The organism is Klebsiella sp. GN_Kp190 (assembly GCF_040061795.1).
GTDB lineage: Bacteria > Pseudomonadota > Gammaproteobacteria > Enterobacterales > Enterobacteriaceae > Klebsiella > Klebsiella michiganensis.
The window spans coordinates 1-17,469 of sequence record NZ_JBEAFN010000007.1 but is presented as its reverse complement, the minus strand read 5'-3'; the positions used below and the strand labels follow the sequence as shown (position 1 = coordinate 17,469).

The 17,469-nt window shown below is 53.4% G+C and carries 17 protein-coding genes; 6 read left to right on the top strand and 11 right to left on the bottom strand.

Translation table 11 applies throughout. From position 1 onward, the window contains the following. Positions 1-3: 3 nt before the first annotated feature. The 9 genes from atpH to asnC form a co-directional block, all read right to left on the bottom strand. On the bottom strand, positions 4-537 hold the full coding sequence (gene atpH / locus ABLU67_RS05000; protein WP_004855764.1) for a F0F1 ATP synthase subunit delta: 534 nt from the start codon (positions 535-537) through the stop codon (positions 4-6). 14 nt (positions 538-551) lie between these two features. Next, a complete protein-coding gene (gene atpF, locus ABLU67_RS04995) occupies positions 552-1,022 on the bottom strand; it encodes a F0F1 ATP synthase subunit B (RefSeq protein ID WP_004107293.1) in 471 nt (156 codons plus the stop codon). A gap of 56 nt (positions 1,023-1,078) precedes the next feature. Next, complete coding sequence (gene atpE / locus ABLU67_RS04990; RefSeq protein WP_000429386.1) at positions 1,079-1,318, bottom strand: F0F1 ATP synthase subunit C; 240 nt, start codon at positions 1,316-1,318, stop codon at positions 1,079-1,081. A 47-nt stretch (positions 1,319-1,365) separates the two neighbouring features. Next, positions 1,366-2,181: a F0F1 ATP synthase subunit A gene (atpB, locus tag ABLU67_RS04985; RefSeq protein WP_004127037.1), complete on the bottom strand. Its 816-nt coding sequence runs from the start codon at positions 2,179-2,181 to the stop codon at positions 1,366-1,368. 8 nt (positions 2,182-2,189) lie between these two features. After that, positions 2,190-2,570 (bottom strand): F0F1 ATP synthase subunit I, encoded by a 381-nt coding sequence (gene atpI / locus ABLU67_RS04980; RefSeq protein WP_004127040.1) that lies wholly within the window; start codon positions 2,568-2,570, stop codon positions 2,190-2,192. Positions 2,571-3,186: 616 nt separating this feature from the next. After that, entirely contained in the window at positions 3,187-3,810 is a 624-nt protein-coding gene (rsmG, locus tag ABLU67_RS04975; RefSeq protein ID WP_064375107.1) for a 16S rRNA (guanine(527)-N(7))-methyltransferase RsmG, read from the bottom strand. A gap of 113 nt (positions 3,811-3,923) precedes the next feature. Further along, on the bottom strand, positions 3,924-5,813 hold the full coding sequence (mnmG, locus tag ABLU67_RS04970; protein WP_004855773.1) for a tRNA uridine-5-carboxymethylaminomethyl(34) synthesis enzyme MnmG: 1,890 nt from the start codon (positions 5,811-5,813) through the stop codon (positions 3,924-3,926). A 381-nt stretch (positions 5,814-6,194) separates the two neighbouring features. Continuing rightward, positions 6,195-6,635, bottom strand: a complete 441-nt coding sequence (gene mioC / locus ABLU67_RS04965) for an FMN-binding protein MioC (RefSeq protein ID WP_009653317.1) — start codon at positions 6,633-6,635, stop codon at positions 6,195-6,197. Between the two features lie 92 nt (positions 6,636-6,727). Then, on the bottom strand, positions 6,728-7,186 hold the full coding sequence (gene asnC, locus ABLU67_RS04960) for a transcriptional regulator AsnC (protein ID WP_004107306.1): 459 nt from the start codon (positions 7,184-7,186) through the stop codon (positions 6,728-6,730). A 152-nt stretch (positions 7,187-7,338) separates the two neighbouring features. On the opposite strand from asnC, the gene asnA reads away from it, so the two are divergent. Continuing rightward, a complete protein-coding gene (gene asnA, locus ABLU67_RS04955; protein ID WP_064377609.1) occupies positions 7,339-8,331 on the top strand; it encodes an aspartate--ammonia ligase in 993 nt (330 codons plus the stop codon). A gap of 7 nt (positions 8,332-8,338) precedes the next feature. Here the strand turns inward: asnA and viaA are convergent, their stop codons facing one another. After that, complete coding sequence (gene viaA / locus ABLU67_RS04950; protein WP_014839869.1) at positions 8,339-9,787, bottom strand: ATPase RavA stimulator ViaA; 1,449 nt, start codon at positions 9,785-9,787, stop codon at positions 8,339-8,341. Beyond that, positions 9,784-11,283 (bottom strand): ATPase RavA, encoded by a 1,500-nt coding sequence (gene ravA, locus ABLU67_RS04945; RefSeq protein ID WP_014227354.1) that lies wholly within the window; start codon positions 11,281-11,283, stop codon positions 9,784-9,786. The genes viaA and ravA overlap by 4 nt, the downstream gene beginning before the upstream one ends. A 217-nt stretch (positions 11,284-11,500) precedes the next feature. Between ravA and kup the strand changes: the two genes are divergently transcribed. From kup to rbsB, 5 genes are all read left to right on the top strand, one after another. After that, complete coding sequence (kup, locus tag ABLU67_RS04940) at positions 11,501-13,369, top strand: low affinity potassium transporter Kup (RefSeq protein WP_014227355.1); 1,869 nt, start codon at positions 11,501-11,503, stop codon at positions 13,367-13,369. A 184-nt stretch (positions 13,370-13,553) separates the two neighbouring features. After that, complete coding sequence (gene rbsD, locus ABLU67_RS04935) at positions 13,554-13,973, top strand: D-ribose pyranase (protein ID WP_004855789.1); 420 nt, start codon at positions 13,554-13,556, stop codon at positions 13,971-13,973. Between the two features lie 10 nt (positions 13,974-13,983). Then, entirely contained in the window at positions 13,984-15,489 is a 1,506-nt protein-coding gene (gene rbsA, locus ABLU67_RS04930) for a ribose ABC transporter ATP-binding protein RbsA (protein WP_009653315.1), read from the top strand. Positions 15,490-15,494: 5 nt separating this feature from the next. Next, positions 15,495-16,460, top strand: a complete 966-nt coding sequence (gene rbsC, locus ABLU67_RS04925) for a ribose ABC transporter permease (RefSeq protein WP_004855792.1) — start codon at positions 15,495-15,497, stop codon at positions 16,458-16,460. A gap of 27 nt (positions 16,461-16,487) precedes the next feature. Next, positions 16,488-17,378, top strand: a complete 891-nt coding sequence (rbsB, locus tag ABLU67_RS04920; RefSeq protein WP_004855794.1) for a ribose ABC transporter substrate-binding protein RbsB — start codon at positions 16,488-16,490, stop codon at positions 17,376-17,378. The last annotated feature ends 91 nt before the right edge of the window (positions 17,379-17,469 follow it).

Sequence of the window (17,469 nt, the reverse complement as noted above, 5' to 3'; positions counted from 1 at the left end):
CCCTTAAGACTGCAAGACGTCTGCAAGGCGTTCAAGACGGCCGCGTACGCTACCATCAATGACCATATCACCCGAACGGATGATTACGCCTGCCATTACAGACTTATCGATTTTGCAATTCAGCTTAACTTTGCGTGACAGACGTTTTTCCATCGCGGCGGTAATTTTCGCAAGCTGTTCGTCACTCATTTGAGCGGCAGAAATAACTTCTACCTCTGCGGTTGCCTCACTGGCAGCGCGCAGGTGAATGAACTGCTCGAGAACATCAGGGAGCGCTTTCAGACGACCATTTTCAGCCATCACCCGGATCAGGTTTTGACCATTTTCGTCCAGTTGCTCACCACAAACCGCGATAAACACATCAGAGAGCGTTTCCGGCGCCAGTGCGCCAGAGAGTAGCTCTGCCATTTCTTCGTTTTTAGTCACTTCAGCAACAAACGCCAGCATATCCTGCCAGCGTTCAACGCTGTTGTGTTCGACGGCAAAGTCAAAAGCTGCTTTGGCGTAGGGGCGAGCTACCGTTACAAATTCAGACATCAGCCCCTCCCTCCTTACAGTTCAGCGACAAGTTTATCCACGATGTCGCTGTTAGCAGCTTCATCCACGGAACGTTCGATGATCTTCTCGGCGCCAGCAACAGCCAGGATAGCAACCTGCTTACGCAGCTCCTCACGGGCACGTTTACGTTCGGCATCGATTTCAGCCTGCGCCTGTGCGACGATTTTGGTGCGTTCCTGTTCTGCTTCCGCTTTTGCTTCATCCAGGATCTGAGAGCGACGCTTGTTCGCCTGCTCGATGATTACCTGGGCTTCCGCTTTCGCTTTTTTCAGCTGGTCGGTCGCGTTGGCCTGTGCAAGGTCCAAATCTTTCTTAGCGCGTTCTGCAGAAGCTAAACCGTCAGAAATTTCTTTCTGGCGCTTTTCGATGGCAGCCATTAAAGGCGGCCATACATACTTCATGCAGAACCATACGAAGATAACAAACGCGATGGCCTGGCCGAGGATTGTTGCGTTCATGTTCACAGCACAATACCTCTTAAAAAATAACTCTGTGGCTTAGGTTTCTTTCGAACAACTTACTACGCGACGGCGAACATCACGTACAGACCCAGACCTACAGCGATCATCGGGATAGCATCCACCAGACCCATAACGATAAAGAACTGAGTACGCAGCAGAGGAATCAGATCCGGTTGACGCGCTGCGCCTTCCAGGAATTTACCCCCGAGGATGCCGATACCGATCGCAGCACCGATTGCCGCCAGACCCATCATCACAGCGGCAGCCATGTACAGCAGATCCATATTCAGGTTTTCCATGACAGTCTCCAGTTTGTTTCAGTTAAAACGTAGTATGTTGGTAAAAATCAATGCTCTTCAGATGCCATCGACAGATAGACGATCGTCAGAACCATGAAGATGAAGGCTTGCAGCGTAATAATCAGGATGTGGAAAATGGCCCATGGCACATTCAGAATCCACTGTGACCACCACGGCAACAGGCCAGCAATCAGAATGAAAATCAGCTCACCGGCATACATGTTGCCGAACAGTCGCAGACCCAGTGATACAGGTTTTGACAGCAGGCTTACCCCTTCAAGGATTAAGTTGACAGGAATGAACGCCCAGTGATTGAACGGCTGCAGGGTCAGTTCTTTAACGAACCCGCCCACGCCTTTCATTTTGATGCTGTAGAAAAGAATCAGGATAAATACGCCAAGCGCCATCGACAGGGTGATGTTAACGTCAGCTGACGGCACCACGCGCAGAGCAGGCAGACCGAGAACGTGTTCGCCGATCCAAGGGATAAAGTCGATAGGCAGCAGATCCATCAGGTTCATCAGGAATACCCAGACGAACACGGTGAGGGCCAGCGGAGCAATGACCTTGCTCTTGCCGTGATACATATCTTTGACGCTGCCATGGACGAAGCCGATGATCATCTCAATGAAGGTCTGGAATTTACCAGGTACGCCGGTTGTCGCCTTTTTAGCCACGCTGCGGAACATAAACAGGAATAACAGACCGAGCACCACTGAGAAAAACATGGAGTCAATGTTGAGCGTCCAGAAGGTGGCCGGGGGGTTGTGCGGATCCACCAGCGAGAATGTACGCAGGTCCAGCTGAAGGTTGTTCAGATGGTGGCCTATGTAATCCTGCGGCGTCATATTTTCTGAAGCCATGATGCCTTTTACCCTTTGTTGTTAATTACAGCTGGCGCCAGAACTTGTACCACCAGCACCAAAACCCACGTCACTATCAGCGGCAAAAATACCACTTTCAAAACCGCCAGCGCCACCGCCAGAAAGGCGAAGGTCAGCAACACCTTGAAGGCTTCACCAATGGCGAAGGACCAGGCCACTCGGCCTTTAGCTGGTGTATGCGCCTGATGACGCCAGGCAAAAATCATAAATATCATGTTTGGCAAAAGAACCGCCAAACCTCCACTCACCGCGGAGATGCCCCAGAAAGGGTCTTTGAGGCTGAACAGCAGTCCACTTGCTATTACTGCCAGTAACTGAATAAACAGAAGCTTACGAGCAACGTTTCGACTCAAGAGCGACACTGACATCACGTTTTTACTCCTGCTCCCTTCGAGGTATGTCGCGTGTCGTATAAAACGTCCTTTAAGACGAAGAGTCAAGCATCAAAAAGCGGACAAATTATACGGTGACGCCTCGTGATTTCAAACAATAAGTAGCAAAATAGTGAATAAATGTTTAATTATTTTCCGACAGACAACTTTTCATGCATTTCACCGATCTGTGAGCCGTCATGCAAAACTGCAAATACCGCGAAAAATCGGCAATTAAAGCGTGCATCAGATCACATAATAAACATTTTTCGCGAAATCGAATTAATTCTGTACATAAAACTCAATTTTTTATCCGTTTGATATTCAACATAAAAACCAGGTATTCTTTCTAAAACAATCCCATATACAATAAAAACCTTTTATTGACATTCATAATAAAAATTTAACATCAGTATGAAGTGCAAGCAGCGAGATTTTTAGCGTACTGATATTTTCAATGTTGACTATTCTGTTGGTAAAGCAACAGGGCAAAGTTAACGGAAAGAAAACCCCTGGTAACCCCAGGGTTAAAGACAGTCCGATAATACCCTGCCGTGACTTTTATTTTTGTAACATCCACGGACCGTGTTTTTTTCACATTTTTTGATAAAAATTAAATCATTTTTGGCTGAATCACCACAAGGTGACGCTCCCCTTCCAGCTGAGGCACATGCAGTTCGACAACTTCCTTAATGACGACCCCTTCCGGCAGATTTGCCATTTCATCTTCCTGCGCTAAGCCCTTGAGCGCATAAAAGTGACCGTTCTCTGCAGGTAAATGATGGCACCAGCTCACCATGTCATTCAGCGACGCAAATGCGCGGCTAATCACGCCGTCAAACGGCGGCTCTGCCGGGAACTCTTCCACACGGCTTTGTACCGGGGTGACGTTATCCAGTTTGAGCTCATGCTGGACTTGCCGAAGGAAACGTACTCGCTTGCCCAGACTGTCCAGCAGGGTGAAGTGGGATTCAGGACGCACGATAGCCAGCGGGATCCCCGGCAGCCCAGGCCCCGTACCGACATCGATAAAACGCGTTCCTTTAAGGTATGGCGCAACAACAATGCTGTCGAGGATGTGGCGTACCAGCATCGCGTCAGGATCGCGAACCGAGGTCAGGTTATAGGCCTTATTCCACTTATCCAGCATGCCAACGTAGGCGACAAGCTGGTTTTTCTGGTGATCGGTAAGTGAAATACCTGCTTCATCAAGCAGACGAGAAAGTTTGTTGAGCACGATCTTTACCTGTTTAAAAACAATGAGCCCGGAGGCGATACGCTTACCGGGCTGAGAAATTGACCTGACGGATATCTGATGCGCTATTCGCCCATGTATCGTTCAGTGGAATATCAGGCGCTACGGCGCAGCATTCCCTGCTTTTTTAACCACACCAGCAAAATCGAGATTGCCGCAGGCGTAATGCCGGAAATACGCGATGCCTGCCCTATCGAAGACGGCTTATGGTCGTTCAACTTGGCAATGACCTCGTTCGACAGCCCATTCACCTGGCGATAATCAAGCGTAGCAGGCAGCAACGTGTTCTCGTTGCGCTGTTGTTTCTCGATTTCATCCTGCTGGCGCGCGATGTAGCCTTCGTATTTTACCTGAATTTCGACCTGTTCAGCCGCTTGCTTGTCCTCAAGACCCGGCGAGAACGGCGTCATCTGCACCAGCTGTTCGTAGGTCATTTCCGGACGACGGAGCAAATCTTCACCGTTAGCTTCACGGGACAAAGGCGCCGTCAGTCGAGCATTCACTTCCGCAGCGCTTTCCGCCAGCGGATTAACCCAGCTGGTTTTCAGACGCTGACGTTCACGTTCAATGCTCTCAAGCTTCTCGTTGAAACGCGCCCAGCGTTCGTCATCCACCAGACCCAGTTCACGACCTTGTTCGGTCAGGCGCAGATCGGCGTTGTCTTCACGCAGCATCAGGCGGTATTCCGCACGAGAGGTAAACATGCGGTACGGTTCTTTGGTACCGAGAGTACACAGATCGTCTACCAGGACGCCAAGGTAAGCCTGAGAGCGGCCAGGCGCCCACCCCTCTTTCTCGGCGGAGAAACGAGCGGCGTTCAGGCCTGCCAGCAGGCCCTGAGCGGCGGCTTCTTCATAACCGGTGGTGCCGTTAATCTGGCCGGCAAAGAACAGGCCATGAATAAATTTACTTTCCAGCGTCGGTTTCAGGTCGCGCGGGTCAAAGAAATCGTACTCAATAGCGTAGCCAGGACGAACGATTTTTGCATTTTCCATCCCCTGCATTGAGCGGACGATTTGCATCTGGACATCGAACGGCAGGCTGGTGGAGATGCCATTTGGATAAATTTCGTTGGACGTCAGGCCTTCCGGCTCGAGGAAAATTTGATGCTGGTTACGATCGGCAAAGCGCATGACCTTGTCTTCGATCGAAGGACAGTAGCGGGGACCGATCCCTTCAATCACGCCGGCATACATCGGGCTGCGATCGAGGTTATTACGGATCACGTCATGCGTTTTCTCGTTGGTATGCGTGACGTAGCACGGCACCTGACGCGGATGCTGCGAAGCATCTCCCATAAACGAGAAGACCGGCATCGGATTATCGCCGTGCTGCTGTGCCAGAACGCTGAAATCAATCGTCCTCGCATCGATACGCGGCGGGGTACCGGTTTTCAGGCGGCTGACGCGCAGCGGCAGTTCACGCAAGCGGCGGGACAGCGGGATCGACGGAGGATCGCCTGCACGACCGCCGCTGTAGTTATCCAGACCGATATGGATCTTACCGTCGAGAAAGGTTCCGACGGTCAGTACCACCGCTTTGGCGCGGAATTTAAGCCCCATCTGGGTGACGGCGCCAACAACACGATCGTTTTCGACAATCAGATCTTCCACCGCCTGCTGGAAGATCATTAAATTAGGCTGGTTTTCCAGCGCGGTACGTACGGCCTGCCGGTACAGCACACGGTCTGCCTGAGCGCGAGTTGCCCGTACGGCCGGGCCTTTGCTGGCGTTTAGTATCCTAAACTGGATGCCAGCGTGGTCAATTGCCTTCGCCATCAGGCCGCCAAGCGCATCCACTTCTTTTACCAGGTGTCCTTTCCCAATGCCGCCAATCGCCGGGTTGCAGCTCATCTGCCCCAGAGTGTCGATATTGTGTGTCAAAAGCAGAGTCTGTTGACCCATTCGCGCTGCGGCCATCGCGGCCTCAGTGCCTGCATGACCCCCGCCAATGATGATGACGTCAAAAGGATCCTGATAAAACATGGTGGTATGCCTCGCATAAAGCGGTTTGAAAATAGAGTGAAGCCCGGGCCGTGGATTCTACTCAACTTTAGCCTTTCGAGAAAGCGCCGGGATCCTGAGTATTAAAAAGAAGATCTTTTATTTAGAGATCTGTTTTATTGTGATCTCTTATTAGGATCGGCTTGTCTTGTGGATAAGTCAGATCCGCGATTTAAGATCAAACGCTTAAGAAGGATCGCTTTCTGTGAATGATCGGTGATCCTGGTCCGTATAAGCTGGGATCAAAATGAAGGGTTATACACAGCACAAAAATCAGTCAAGGGTTATACTTTGGATAACTACCGGTTGATCCAAGCTTTTAAGCATAGTTATCCACAGAAGAAAGTATGATCTTTACAATTCTCAGAGCAAGTTTTTCCAGGATCCCAGCCAAATCTCGGCCGGATCTTCCGGAATTTCATGTTCGAGAACGTTAATTTTTAGCGTTTCACCGATCTGTTTTGCCCCGCAGGCGTTGAGCGCCGTCTCGAGCTTATCAATTGCTCCGCAGAAGGTATCGTATTCACGGCTACCGATGCCGACTGCGCCAAAACGGACCGCAGAGAGGTCGACCTGCTTCTCCTGAAGCGCTTCATAGAAAGGCAGAAGATTATCGGGAATGTCCCCGGCGCCATGCGTCGAAGAGATAACCAGCCAGATCCCTTCCGCCTGCAGATCGTCGATCAGCGGGCCGTGCTGAATAGTCGTGCTGTGTCCAGCCTCTTCCAGCTTTTCCGCCAGATGTTCTGATACATATTCTGCGCTACCCAGCGTACTGCCGCTGATAAGAGTTATCTCTGCCATGATCGCCCGCTCCACTATTCAGAGTGGCGTATTGTACGCTGTGAGCGAGCTGGGATCTACCTGTGGAAAAATGTGGGATTAAAAAGCCCGATTCACGGGCGGATGGTACGCATAATCGGGTTTTGCAGGACGATCAGCGTTTCAGTGGACTGAATTTCATCAATTGTTTGGATCTTGTTGATAAGTACATGCTGGAGCGCATCAATCGATCGGCACATCACCTTTATAAAGATGCTGTAGTGTCCGGTGGTGTAATAGGCTTCAGTAACCTCATCCAGGCTGTTTAGCCTGGCCAGCGCGGAGGGGTAGTCTTTCGCGCTCTTCAGAATGATGCCGATAAAACATCCTACATCGTAACCCAGCTGCTTGGGGCTGACGTCGATGCGTGCGCCGGTAATAATTCCGGCCTGCTTCATTTTCTCTACCCGCACGTGAATGGTCCCCGGGCTGACGCCAAACTGTTTTGCCAGTTCAGCATAGGCGGTGCGCGCGTTGGCCATTAAGGCCTCAAGAATGCCGCGGTCCAGATTGTCGATCTGATAATTTTCCATAGGTTTTTCTTATGAAGTTTGACGAATATTTCTATTTTAGCCTCAAATTTTAATGAATCAAAATCGATGCAGGCTTTTTGTTGTTGGATTATTGAATTGCAGCGCTGTTTTGTTGCTTAATCAATGGCAACAGGACGCAGGAGTTATAAAAAATGAAAACCGCATACATCGCAAAACAACGCCAGATTAGTTTCGTTAAGTCACACTTTTCCCGCCAGCTTGAAGAGAAGCTCGGCCTGATCGAAGTCCAGGCGCCGATCTTAAGCCGCGTGGGCGATGGGACCCAGGATAACCTCTCTGGTTGCGAAAAAGCGGTTCAGGTTAAAGTGAAAACACTGCCAGACGCCCAGTTCGAAGTGGTTCATTCACTGGCGAAGTGGAAACGTCAAACCCTGGGACAACACGACTTCAGCGCGGGCGAAGGGCTGTACACGCACATGAAGGCCCTTCGCCCCGATGAAGACCGATTAACTCCCATCCATTCCGTTTACGTTGACCAGTGGGACTGGGAGCGCGTAATGGGCGACGGAGAGCGCCACAGCGGCACGCTGAAAGCAACCGTTGAAGCGATCTATGCCGGGATCAAAGCGACCGAAGACGCCGTCAGTAAAGAATTTGGCCTTACGCCTTTCTTGCCGGAGACGATCCAGTTTGTTCACAGCGAGGAGCTTTTAAGCCGCTATCCGGATCTTGATGCCAAGGGCCGCGAGCGGGCGATCGCGAAAGAGCTGGGCGCGGTATTCCTGATCGGTATCGGCGGCAAGCTTTCCGATGGCCAGCGTCACGACGTTCGCGCGCCGGATTACGATGACTGGAGCACGCCTGCCGCTGAAGGCTATGCCGGTCTGAACGGTGATATTCTGGTGTGGAACCCGGTGCTTGAAGATGCATTCGAGCTCTCTTCAATGGGGATCCGCGTCGATGCCGAAGCGCTGAAGCGTCAGCTCGCGATGACCGGCGACGAAGATCGCCTGCAGCTGGAATGGCACCAGGCGCTGCTGCGCGGAGAGATGCCGCAGACGATTGGCGGCGGCATTGGCCAGTCTCGCCTGACGATGCTGCTGCTGCAGCTTGAGCATATCGGCCAGGTGCAGTGCGGCGTGTGGCCAACCCAGGTTCGTCAGAGCATTGCTGCGCTTCTTTAATCAGTGATTAACGCCGCCAGCGTCTCAGCAGGCGGCTACGCAACCCGGTATCAAAGCGCCAGATATGATCGAATACGCGCATAATGCCGGGCTTGCCGTGTACCGACATCGCCACCGCATGAAAACGATGTTGATGTTTATGCTGTAGCTCTCCCACCTTATTGATCACCTCATCCGGCAAGCGCTGGGCGATAAAATCAGAAATCACCACCGCATCAGCATCGACCCACTGCGGATTCTGCATACGCTCAATCACCGCCCGGAAGCAGCTGGCCAGATCGGTGCCGCCGCGAAAGCGCTGGCTCAAGAAACGAATCGCCTGTTCCAGCCCCTGCGGGCCGGTGAGTTCGTAGTGCACCACTTCGCTGGAAAACAGCATAATGAAGCAGCGGCGGTTATCCGCCAGAGCGACCCGCATCAGCGCCAGACAAAACGCCTTGGCGCACTGTTCATTGAAACCGCCCATTGAGCCGGAAGTATCGACGCAGACGATAAACGGCCCGCGCGGCTGTTCATCAACGTCCTGGCGCGTTACCGGCCGTTCGGTGATCTTTTCCTTCCACGCATCGCCATGTAGTCGATAGGTCAGCAGCTGCTTTTCAACCAGCTTGCGGTAGAACTCAAACTCCAGCTCGGTGATGCCGAGGGTAGCCAGCTCAGGCGGCAGCAGACGTAGAATATCGTCGCTCTGCTGAAGACCGTCGACCTGCTCCGGTACGGTAGCCGGTTCGCGCACCAGGCTGCGGAAGGTCTCCATCGGCGCATCTTTTTTCGGCACCGCTTTCGCTTCACGCGAGCGCCCCAGCTGTTCGGCGAGCTGCATGAGTTCAGGTTGTTGGCTTAAAAAGTCCCCGTAGCGAACGATCAGCTGGTAATCGCCTCGCTTCAGTTCTCCGGCGCTCATGTCCCACAGGTGTCCCGCCGCATTATCATTCTCCACCAGCACGGGCTCGAGCTGGCCGCTGAGGGTCATGCGCTCCTGAACTTCGCTCAGAAGCTGATCGCGCTCTTCATCCAGCAGCTGCTGATTAAGAGAGGTTGCCTGCACCACCAGGCTCAGACGCCAGCGCTGAAGGAATAACGTGTGCAGCGCCGGCGTAAAGGTGCTGTTGTTGTCCACCAGCTGCTGCGCCTGGCTGGCAAAAGGGGAGTGCAGCTTATGCAGCTGGCTCAGAATTTGCGGCAGCTGGACGATAAACTGCGAGGTGGAAAGCCGCTGTGATTGCTGATAGCACTGAACTTCCGCATCCAGCTCGGGCGGGACGTTGGTCTCTTTTAGTCGCGATCTGACCGCTTCCCGCCAGCGAGGAATGTCGGCGGCGATAATATTTTTGAGCCGCGGAAATTTTTCAAAGAATACCGCGAGTTGAGGCGCTGCCAGCAGGGCCAGCAGCATCTCATCGATCATGCCCTCTTCGCCGACTGCCAGCATGACATTCAGCATGTCCAGCGTCATGACTGGCGGGCCTGTTTAATCTGCGTTCCCACGTCCTGCAGGCTGGCTTCAATGCGCCCCAGCCACTCGCCGGGAATAAACAGACATTTTTGCTGTTCGCTGAAGCGGTTATGTTGCTGATGCCATTCGTCGTCCAGCGCCTCCAACTGTTGCCTGATTTCTGCCGGCATATTTTCCCGTGATTCGCTACCGGGCAGGGAGAGTCGCGACCCCTGCAGGCTCACATCGCGCACGACCAGATGCTGGCTGGTATCGACATCCATATTCAGCTGCTGGGCAAAACCAATGCCGTTGAGCTTGCCGCGGATCTCACCCCCTTTCTCCAGCCAGTGAGCAAGCTCTTCACGAACAAACGTAATATGAATCACTTCCAGGTCGTGCAGTTTTAGCGGCTGCTGGAGAAGCAGCGTTAGCGTGGGGTCCTGCACTTCAGCAGGCAGTTCATAATGAGGTTTACGGCTGAACATCCCGCCGAGACGGGTGACTTTTAGCGCGGTCTTATCGCTTTGCTGCTGTTGAAGCTGAATGCGCCGTTGAATAATCGACCCGAGGCGGGTGAGCATCGCCTGCTGCTGCCAGGCGTGGCTGGTCATTAAGGTCTCAATCTGCACGGACATCAGATTCATCGTCTCAATATTGTGCCACAGGCAATCCTTCAGCAGGATCAGGTCTATTGGCGCAATGGTGTCGCGGCCGCTGAAAAAGGCGCTGGCCTGCAGCAGACGAATGGCTTTTTTCCAGCGACGATCTGAGACGTAAGGCGCGTTTGGCAACGTATCCAGCTGCTGGCGCAGCTGGAAAATCAGTTCAAATACGCTGTCCGGTAGCTTCACGCTGCCGATATCCTGCTGCCATTGCAGAAATTCCTCGTCGCTGACCTGCAAACTCGCCGGGACAGGATTACTGTTCTCGTCCTGCTGGCTTATCAGCATTGAGCGGAAGTTCGTTTTATCCTGTACCTTATCCAGCCATAGGCGGATAAGCATACGATCGTATAAGGCTTCCAGACTGTTGTCTGCCTCCGGGAGCTCGTTCGACGCCGCCACCAGCAGGCGCATGGGGATCTTCTCTTCGGTCGCCCCGTTGCGGAAATGGCGTTCGTTTATCGCCGTCAGCAGCGTATTGAGAATCGCCGGGCCCGCTTTCCAGATCTCATCGAGAAAAACAATTTCAGCTTCCGGAAGATAGCCGGCGGTCAAACGTTCGTAGCGCCCTTCATCTTTCAGCGCCTGAATGGAGAGTGGGCCAAAGACCTCTTCCGGCGTGGAGAAACGGGTCATCAGGTATTCAAATGCGCGAGCCTGCTGGAAGGCGAACTTGAGGCGACGGGCAATCAGGCTTTTGGCGATCCCCGGCGGGCCCAGCAGAAAAACGCTCTCGCCGCTGAGGGCGGCAAGCAGGCAAAGGCGTATTGCGTGGCTGCGTTCGAAGAGTCCTTTTTCCAGCGCGGCGCTGAGCCGGGAAATTCTTTCTGCCAGTAAATGTGATTGAGCCATAATAGAGTTGCGTGCTTTTTAGAATGTCGTTGTTAGGTCGAGTATAGATGTTTGATTAGGGGTGGTAATAGCCTGAAGAATCGATTTATTTTCTTTGAGTCAGGTTAAGATGATGTCAGTTAGGGGTACGATTCAGCAAATAATCGTGCATACTGTGCGCTTTTTGTGGGCCAAGGGACTAGGCACACATTTGTTTTATAAACGAAAAGACTAGTCTATGAGCACTGATAATAAGCAATCGCTGCCGGCAATAACGCTGGCGGCAATCGGCGTGGTATACGGCGATATCGGCACCAGTCCACTGTATACACTTCGTGAATGTCTGTCAGGTCAGTTTGGCTTTGGCGTTGAGCGTGATGCTGTTTTTGGCTTCCTGTCGCTCATTTTTTGGCTATTAATTCTTACCGTTTCACTCAAATACATCACCTTCGTGATGCGGGCAGATAACGCCGGTGAAGGCGGGATCCTGACGTTAATGTCGCTGGCGGGGCGAAACACTTCCGCGCGCGCCACGTCCATCCTGGTGATCCTTGGGCTTATCGGCGGCAGCTTCTTTTATGGCGAGGTGGTCATTACCCCTGCCATCTCGGTGATGTCGGCGATAGAAGGTCTGGAAATTATCGCTCCGGACCTGGATACTTGGGTTGTGCCCATATCCATCATTGTCCTGACGCTGCTATTTGCCATTCAAAAGCACGGTACCAGCATGGTGGGTAAGCTGTTCGCGCCGATTATGCTGATCTGGTTCCTGCTGCTGGCGGTACTGGGCGCGCGCAGTATTTTCGCTAACCCTGAAGTGCTGCAGGCGTTGAACCCTTACTGGGCGGTTCATTTCTTCCTCGAATATAAAACCGTCTCGTTTGTGGCGCTGGGGGCGGTGGTGCTGTCGATTACCGGCGTGGAAGCGCTGTATGCCGACATGGGGCATTTCGGCAAATTGCCGATTCGCCTGGCCTGGTTTTCGGTCGTGCTGCCTTCGCTGGTACTGAACTACTTTGGTCAGGGGGCGCTGCTGCTTAAACATCCGGAAGCGATTAAAAACCCGTTCTTTCTGCTGGCGCCGGAGTGGGCGCTGATCCCAATGCTGATCATTGCCGCCCTGGCGACGGTTATCGCTTCCCAGGCGGTTATCTCCGGCGTCTTCTCTCTGACTCGCCAGGCCGTGCGTCTGGGGTACCTGTCGCCGATGCGTATTATTCACACCTCGGAAATGGAGTCCGGGCAGATTTACATCCCGTTTATCAACTGGCTGCTCTATATCTCGGTGGTCATCGTTATTGTTAACTTTGAGCACTCCTCGAATCTGGCGGCGGCATACGGTATTGCGGTGACGGGAACGATGGTGCTGACCACCATTTTGTTCACGACGGTGGCGCGGCAAAACTGGCACTGGAATAAGTTTATTGTGGCGCTGCTGCTGGTTGCCTTTATGTGCATTGATATCCCGCTCTTCTCCGCGAACCTCGATAAAATCGTCTCCGGCGGCTGGCTGCCTCTGACCCTCGGTCTGGTGATGTTTACCATCATGACCACCTGGAAGAGCGAGCGTTTCCGCCTTCTGCGTCGGATGCATGAGCACGGTAATTCTCTGGAGGCGATGATCTCTTCTCTTGAAAAATCGCCGCCGGTTCGCGTGCCGGGTACCGCTGTTTATATGTCCCGGGCGCTGAACGTGATTCCTTTCGCGCTGTTGCACAACCTGAAGCATAACAAGGTGCTGCACGAGCGGGTGATTTTGCTCACGCTGCGTACCGAAGACGCGCCGTACGTACATAACGTTCGTCGCGTACAGATTGAACAGATATCGCCGTCGTTCTGGCGCGTCGTTGCCAGCTACGGCTGGCGCGAAACGCCGAACGTCGAAGAGGTTTTCCACCGCTGCGGGCTGGAAGGCCTGAGCTGCCGGATGATGGAGACCTCCTTCTTTATGTCGCATGAGTCGTTGATCATCGGCAAGCGGCCGTGGTATCTGCGCCTGCGCGGCAAGCTGTATCTGCTGCTGCAGCGCAACGCCCTGCGGGCGCCGGATCAGTTCGAAATCCCGCCTAACCGGGTTATTGAACTCGGCACCCAGGTTGAGATTTGATTCACTAGGGCACTTCTTAATGAAGGGCTTTTTTGTTTTATCTGCTCGCTTCAGACTTTCTCGCTGCTGCGTTGCGAAACGTTTCGATGACGATCACAATTCTCACATCTGGTGATGGTTTTCTGTTCTCTTATTGCTAATACTTATACCAGCGAAACGTTTCGCTAATGGAGCAAAAGAGAAAATGAAAAAAGGTACCGTCCTCAATGCTGATATCTCGTCGGTCATCTCCCGTCTGGGGCATACCGATACGCTGGTTGTTTGCGACGCTGGTTTACCGGTTCCCCGCAGCAGCGCGCGTATTGATATGGCGTTAACCCACGGGGTTCCCTCCTTTATGCAGGTTCTGGAGGTGGTGACGAGCGAAATGCAGGTTGAAGCGGCTATCCTGGCGGAAGAGATTAAAACCCTTAATCCGCAGCTCCATGCGACGTTGCTCACTCACCTTGAGCAGCTGCAGCAGCACCAGGGAAACACCATTGAAATTCGTTACACCAGTCATGAGCAGTTTAAAAAAGAAACCGCAGACAGTCAGGCGGTGATTCGCAGCGGGGAGTGTTCCCCGTATGCGAACGTTATTCTCTGTGCCGGCGTGACGTTCTGAGGTCGCCGATATGGAAGCCTTATTGCAACTAAAAGGGATCGATAAAGCGTTCCCTGGCGTCAAGGCGCTCTCCGGCGCCTCGCTAAATGTCTATCCAGGCCGCGTGATGGCGCTGGTCGGGGAGAACGGTGCCGGCAAGTCCACCATGATGAAGGTGCTGACCGGTATCTACTCCCGCGATGCCGGTTCGCTGCTGTGGTTGGGGAAAGAGACCACCTTCAACGGACCTAAATCTTCTCAGGAAGCCGGAATCGGCATCATTCACCAGGAACTCAACCTGATCCCCCAGCTGACGATCGCCGAGAATATTTTCCTCGGTCGTGAGTTTGTGAATCGCTTTGGCAAAATTGACTGGAAAACGATGTATGCCGAAGCTGACAAGCTATTGGCAAAGCTGAACTTACGCTTCAACAGCCAAAAGCTGGTGGGCGATTTGTCGATCGGCGATCAGCAGATGGTCGAGATCGCTAAAGTGCTGAGCTTTGAGTCGAAGGTCATCATTATGGATGAGCCCACCGACGCGCTAACCGACACCGAGACCGAATCCCTGTTCCGCGTGATCCGCGAACTGAAATCGCAGGGGCGCGGTATTGTCTATATCTCTCACCGTATGAAAGAGATCTTCGAGATTTGCGATGACGTCACGGTCTTCCGCGATGGGCAGTTTATCGCCGAGCGCGAAGTGGCCAGCCTGGATGAAGATCTGCTGATTGAGATGATGGTCGGCCGCAAGCTGGAGGATCAGTATCCGCATCTGGACAAAGCTCCGGGCGCGGTTCGCCTTAAGGTCGACAACCTGTGTGGATCAGGAGTGGAGAACATCTCCTTTATTCTGCGCCAGGGCGAAATCCTCGGCGTCGCCGGGCTGATGGGCGCCGGACGAACCGAACTGATGAAGGTGCTGTACGGTGCGCTGCCGCGCAGCAGCGGATCGGTTACCCTGGATGGGCATGAGGTCATTACGCGTTCTCCGCAGGATGGCCTGGCCAACGGCATTGTTTATATCTCCGAAGACCGCAAGCGCGATGGTTTAGTGCTCGGCATGTCGGTTAAAGAGAATATGTCGCTCACCGCGCTGCGTTACTTCAGCCGCGGCGGCGGTAGCCTGAAGCATAAAGATGAACAGCAGGCGGTAGGTGATTTTATCCGCCTGTTTAATGTGAAAACGCCGTCGATGGAGCAGGCTATTGGGCTGCTATCGGGCGGTAACCAGCAGAAGGTGGCGATTGCCCGCGGCTTGATGACCCGTCCGAAGGTGCTGATCCTTGATGAACCGACCCGCGGCGTCGACGTCGGGGCGAAGAAAGAGATCTACCAGCTGATTAACCAGTTTAAAGCCGAAGGCCTGAGCATCATTCTGGTCTCTTCGGAGATGCCGGAAGTGCTGGGCATGAGCGATCGCATCATGGTGATGCATGAAGGGCACCTCGGCGGTGAATTCACACGCGAGCAGGCCACCCAGGAAGTATTGATGGCTGCCGCTGTGGGCAAGCTTAACCGTGTGAATCAGGAGTAAAAAAGATGAATAACCCGGCTGTTTCTGGTCGTCGCTACTTCACAAAAGCGTGGCTGATGGAGCAAAAATCGCTGATTGCCCTGCTGGTGCTGATTGCGATTGTCTCGACCATGAGCCCCAACTTTTTTACCGTGAATAACCTGTTCAATATTCTGCAGCAGACTTCAGTTAACGCCATTATGGCGGTTGGGATGACGCTGGTTATCCTGACTTCGGGCATCGACCTGTCCGTCGGCTCCCTGCTGGCGCTGACCGGCGCGGTGGCGGCTTCCATTGTAGGGATTGAGGTCAACGCGCTGGTGGCGGTGGCCGCTGCGCTGGCGTTAGGTGCGGCAATTGGCGCCGTGACCGGCGTAATCGTGGCGAAAGGGCGCGTACAGGCATTTATCGCCACGCTGGTCATGATGTTGCTGCTGCGCGGCGTGACGATGGTGTATACCAACGGCAGCCCGGTAAACACCGGCTTTACCGACAACGCCGATCTGTTTGGCTGGTTCGGGATTGGCCGTCCGCTTGGGATCCCAACGCCGGTGTGGATTATGGCGATCGTCTTCCTGGCCGCCTGGTACATGCTGCACCATACCCGCCTGGGTCGTTATATCTACGCGCTCGGCGGCAACGAAGCGGCAACGCGTCTTTCCGGCATCAGCGTGAATAAAGTTAAAATCATCGTCTATTCTTTGTGCGGCATGCTGGCCTCGCTGGCCGGCATTATTGAGGTCGCGCGTCTCTCTTCCGCGCAGCCGACGGCGGGCACCGGATATGAACTGGATGCGATTGCGGCGGTGGTGCTCGGCGGTACCAGCCTTGCGGGCGGTAAAGGCCGTATTGTCGGGACGCTGATTGGCGCGTTGATCCTTGGCTTTCTGAACAACGGACTGAATTTATTAGGCGTTTCATCCTATTACCAGATGATCGTGAAAGCGGTGGTTATTTTGCTGGCGGTACTGGTAGATAACAAGAAGCAGTAACTGATAACTCTACAGGACATCTTAACTATGAATATGAAAAAACTGGCGACCCTGGTCTCTGCTGTAGCGTTAAGTGCGACCGTAAGCGCAAACGCGATGGCAAAAGACACTATCGCTCTGGTTATCTCAACCCTTAACAACCCGTTCTTTGTCTCGCTGAAGGATGGCGCGCAAAAAGAAGCGGACAAACTGGGCTATAACCTGGTGGTTCTGGACTCGCAGAATAACCCGGCCAAAGAGCTGGCTAACGTGCAGGATTTAACCGTTCGTGGTACCAAACTGCTGCTGATCAACCCAACGGATTCCGATGCGGTGGGTAACGCCGTGAAGCTGGCTAACCAGGCTAAAATTCCGGTTATCACCCTCGACCGTCAGGCGTCAAAAGGCGACGTGGTGAGCCATATCGCGTCTGATAATGTGCTGGGCGGTAAGATGGCCGGTGACTATATCGCGAAGAAAGTCGGTGAAAGCGCGAAGATCATTGAACTACAGGGCATTGCCGGGACGTCCGCGGCGCGCGAGCGTGGAGAAGGTTTCCAGCAGGCCGTTGCTGCGCATAAGTTTAACGTTCTGGCCAGCCAGCCGGCAGATTTTGACCGTACCAAGGGCCTCAACGTCATGCAGAACCTGCTGACGGCGCATCCTGATGTGCAGGCCGTATTCGCCCAAAACGATGAAATGGCGCTGGGCGCGCTGCGTGCCCTGCAAACGGCAGGCAAATCTGATGTGATGGTTGTTGGATTTGACGGCACTCCGGATGGCGAAAAAGCGGTAAATAGTGGCAAACTGGCAGCGACCATCGCCCAGTTACCGGAGCAGATCGGCGTGAAAGGCGTTGAGACAGCCGATAAAGTGCTGAAGGGCGAAAAAGTGGAAACCAGCTATCCGGTTGAGTTGAAACTGGTCATTAAGCAATAATGTGCGATTCGGATCGGCGACGGTCCGAGGGACAACATAATAAAGAAAAGCAGGGCATGGGCCCCCCGCTTGCCGTGGGGGGCGTTAGGGG